Genomic DNA, 3573 nt, shown 5'->3' with positions numbered 1-3573 from the left:
GGACGAAATGAGGTCCGTCATCGAAGTCCTTTCAGGGAAGTAGAGGCTATTTGCCGGTGCCGGCGGTGAGTCCGTCACGCAGGGCGCGTTGGCCGAACATGAACACCACCAGGGCGGGAATCATGGAGAGGATCACGCCTGCCAGCACCACGGAGATGCTGCCCGTGCCCAGGTTGCCCTGCAGCGACACCAGGCCCAGCGGGAGCGTGAAGTTTTGCTCGGAGATGGTCAGGATGAGCGGGCGGAAGAACTCGTTCCAGTGGTAATTGAAGGCCAGGATGCCCACGATCGCCATGCCCGGCATCGCCAGCGGCGCATACACGGAACGGAACGTGCGCCACGGCGAGGCTCCGTCGATCGCGGCGGCCTCGCCCAAATCGGCCGGGAGCCCCAGGAAGTACTGCCGCATCAGGAAGGTGCCGAACGCCGTCGGGATCGCCGGAAGGATCAGTGCGAGGAGCGTGTCGGACAGACCGATGCCGCGGATCAGCATGAAGACCGGCACGATCGTCACCTGCGCCGGGACCATCATGGTGGCCAGCACAATCGAGAACAGTGCCCCGCGGCCGCGGAACTTGAGGTTCGCGAACGCGTAACCGGCGAGCGCCGCCGTGAACATCTGCCCGACGGCGATCAGTCCCGTCACGAGGGCGCTGTTGAGGACCAGAAGCATGATGTTGAGCTGCTTGAAGACCTGGTCGTACGACGAGAAATCGGGGTTGAGGGGAAGGAACGACGGCGGCAGTTGGAACGATTCCGCCGGTGGCCGCAGCGAGGTGGACAGGGTCCACAGCACCGGACCGAGGATGAAAACGGACGCGATCAGGAGCAGCACGATTCGTCCCGCCATGCTCCAGTTCCGCTTCTTTCGCGGCGCGAGCCGCTGGGGAGCCAAGCGATCGACGGCGGCGCGCTGGGTTGAGGTTGTAGTCATGGCGGGCCTTACTGGTAGAAGACGAATCGTTTGCTGAGCCGGAACTGGGCGGCGGTAATGGCCATGATGATCAGCGTGAGGATGACGCCGATCGCCGAGGCCTGGCCGAACTCGAGGCGCTGGAACGCGGACTCGAAGATCACCATCACTGCGGTGCGCGTGGCGTCGCCTGGGCCGCCGCGGGTGAGGACGTAGGGCTGGTCGAACACTTGCAGGGCGTTGATGATCGCCATGACGGACGCCACCAAGGTGGTGGGGCTCAGGAGCGGCAGCGTCACGTGAAGGTGCTTGCGCCAGCCCGTGGCGCCGTCGATCGACGCAGCCTCGTACGTTTCGGTGGGGATGGACGCCAGTCCGCCGATGAACAACAGGAACGAGAACCCGAAGTTCTGCCACACGTACACGAGGATCACGACGGCGGCAGAACCGGCCGGCGTGGTCAGCCACGGGACGGCGGGGATGCCGACGAAGGACAAGAGCCAGTTGACCACGCCGAATTGTTCGTTGAACAGGTAGCGCATGAAGATGGACACCGACGCCGCGGACAGGATCAGCGGGAAGAAGAAGGCGCTGCGGAAGAAGACACGAAGCCAGGCCGGGAGCTTCTCCTGCACCATGATCGCCAGTGCTAGCGCGAGGCCGAGCTGAAGCGCGACGGCGACCACCACGAACAGGATCGTGTTCAGGAACGAAACACGCACCGTGGGGTCCTGGACCACTTCGGCGAAGTTGTCGAACCCGACGAAACTTGGCGCCGAAATAATGTCCCAGCGGAAGAAGGCGAGGACCACCGATGCAACGATCGGCACGAGCGTGAACAGCCCCATGCCAAGGATGGTGGGAGCGAGGAACGCCCAGGGCAGCCAGCGCTGACGCTGTCTTCCGGTTGTGTCGCCCCCGGTTCCGGCGCCGTTGCGGCGCTTGGGCCCCGCGCCGTTGCGGCGTTTGGTGGACGTGCCCGTTGTTGCCGTGCTCATGCCTGCCTCCTCAAGGCGATCTCAAGGTCGCGTTGCATGGAGGCGAGGGCCTGCTTGAGCTGGTTCTCATCACCGCTGACGGCCAGGGATACGTTTTTCATCAGGGCGGTCTCGACGGCGGCCTGCTGGGGCGGTGCCGGAATGGGACCTGTGGTGGGGAATTTGTCGAGGGTGTCGTAGAAGACTTTCCAGTGCTTGGGTCCGCGTCCGGCGTACAACTGCTCGTTGACCATGGAACGGCGCGCCGGGGTGGTGTTCGGCGTCGGGAAGACCAAGCGCATGGCTTCCAGGCTGGAAGCGAACTTGAGCCACTCCCACGCCGCGTCCTTGTCCTTGGCGGTCTTCATGATGGCGTAGCCGGCAGTGCCGAACTGGTGCCGCTGGGTGCGCCACCGCGGGAAGAACTGGACGTCGAAGCCGTCTTCCTTCATTCCGGCTTCGTGGAGGCCTTCCACCCAGTAGCCGCCGGCCGGGGTCATGCCGATCCTGTTGGAGGCGAACAGCCCGACGAGTGAATTTCCGCCACCCTCCTCGGGACGAACGCCGAGGCCATCCTTGACGAGGCCGCGGAGGTAGTCGAACGATTCGTACACCCGCGGGTCATCCGCGTTGGGCTCAAGCCACTGGTAGCCGCCGGAGCGCAGCCCGCGTGACGGATCCTGGGCGTAGAAGCTGTCCCAGAGCCATTCGCCGCCGGTGGACTTGGATTCCTTGAGGAAGCTGGTGTCGTTGGCATAGAGCCAGGGCACCACGCCACCGAAGAGCCTGTTGGTCCAGTAGTACGGAGTGAAGTCCTGCGGCCTCGCTTTGCGCATCGAAGCCAAAGTGCTCCGGAAATCCACCTGGGTCCAGTTATCCGCAGGACGTTCGAGTCCGGCTTGCTGGAGCGCCGAGGTGTTGTAGTACATGTTGGCGGCGTTCCAGTCGATGGGAAGCTGGAACAGGCTGCCCTTGTACATGAACGCCTCCACGAGGCTCGGGTGGACGTCCGCGAAGTACTCCTTCATGTCCGCGGCGTCGCGGCGAAGGTACTCGTCCAAGGGGTGCGCCAGTTTCTCGGCGAAGAGCTGGGCACCTTCCGTGGCCACGTAGACCACATCCGGTGGCGTTCCTGCTGCCACCATGGTGAGGATCTTGGTGAAGAAGTCCTTCCAGTCCGCGGCCTGGATGGCCTGGACCTTCACCTTGATTTCCGGGTGCACTTTCGCGAACGCATCGATGACCCGCTGGCGGGCGGCTGCGTCCGCTGCGGTTCCCAAGATGGCGATGCTAAGGCTGTTGTCCCCGCGGCCCGGGATGTCCATGCCGGTCAACCGCGGCCACGACGCCACTGTTGCTCCGACAATTCCCGCACCCAAGGCACCAAGGGCCGTCCTGCGTGAGATCTCACGCAACTTCCCATTGCTTCCTGCCATGTCCAATTCCTTCCTAACACGTGTTAGGTAGCGTAAATCCATCACCTAACACGTGTCAAGCGTCACATTCGTGTTACGGCTCCCTCACCCGTCCCCGACGCCCGCTCACCTATGTGCCCTTTTTCCCGGACGCTCGCTCGGATACAAGGCCAAACCGGCAAACCCTCGCTCACCAACCGCGCCCAACCCCAGGCCCACAACCCCCCATATCCGAGCTAGCGTCCACCCCCAACCCGCGATATCCGAG

General features: G+C 63.8%; 3 protein-coding genes. All 3 read right to left on the bottom strand.

Going from position 1 to position 3573, the window contains the following annotated elements:
- Window positions 1-46: 46 nt before the first annotated feature.
- The 3 genes from AHiyo1_RS00270 to AHiyo1_RS00260 all read right to left on the bottom strand — a co-directional run bounded on the left by AHiyo1_RS00270 (window position 47) and on the right by AHiyo1_RS00260 (window position 3326).
- Window positions 47-850, bottom strand: coding sequence for a carbohydrate ABC transporter permease (locus tag AHiyo1_RS00270; RefSeq protein ID WP_253257148.1), 804 nt, complete (start codon window positions 848-850; stop codon window positions 47-49).
- A gap of 92 nt (window positions 851-942) precedes the next feature.
- Window positions 943-1911 (bottom strand): carbohydrate ABC transporter permease, encoded by a 969-nt coding sequence (locus AHiyo1_RS00265; protein WP_059387229.1) that lies wholly within the window; start codon window positions 1909-1911, stop codon window positions 943-945.
- Window positions 1908-3326 (bottom strand): extracellular solute-binding protein, encoded by a 1419-nt coding sequence (locus tag AHiyo1_RS00260; RefSeq protein ID WP_059387228.1) that lies wholly within the window; start codon window positions 3324-3326, stop codon window positions 1908-1910. The genes AHiyo1_RS00265 and AHiyo1_RS00260 overlap by 4 nt, the downstream gene beginning before the upstream one ends.
- Window positions 3327-3573 lie beyond the last annotated feature (247 nt).

It is taken from the genome of Arthrobacter sp. Hiyo1 (assembly GCF_001263615.2).
Taxonomy (GTDB): Bacteria; Actinomycetota; Actinomycetes; order Actinomycetales; family Micrococcaceae; genus Arthrobacter.
Note: the sequence above shows the minus strand (reverse complement) of the source record. Positions and strands in the feature narration are given on the sequence as shown.

Excerpts from the sequence above, each read along its gene's own strand:
- AHiyo1_RS00270 (WP_253257148.1), bottom strand. The coding sequence starts at position 850 with ATGGCGGGACGAATCGTGCTGCTCCTGATCGCGTCCGTTTTCATCCTC.
- AHiyo1_RS00265 (WP_059387229.1), bottom strand. The coding sequence starts at position 1,911 with ATGAGCACGGCAACAACGGGCACGTCCACCAAACGCCGCAACGGCGCG.
- AHiyo1_RS00260 (WP_059387228.1), bottom strand. The coding sequence starts at position 3,326 with ATGGCAGGAAGCAATGGGAAGTTGCGTGAGATCTCACGCAGGACGGCC.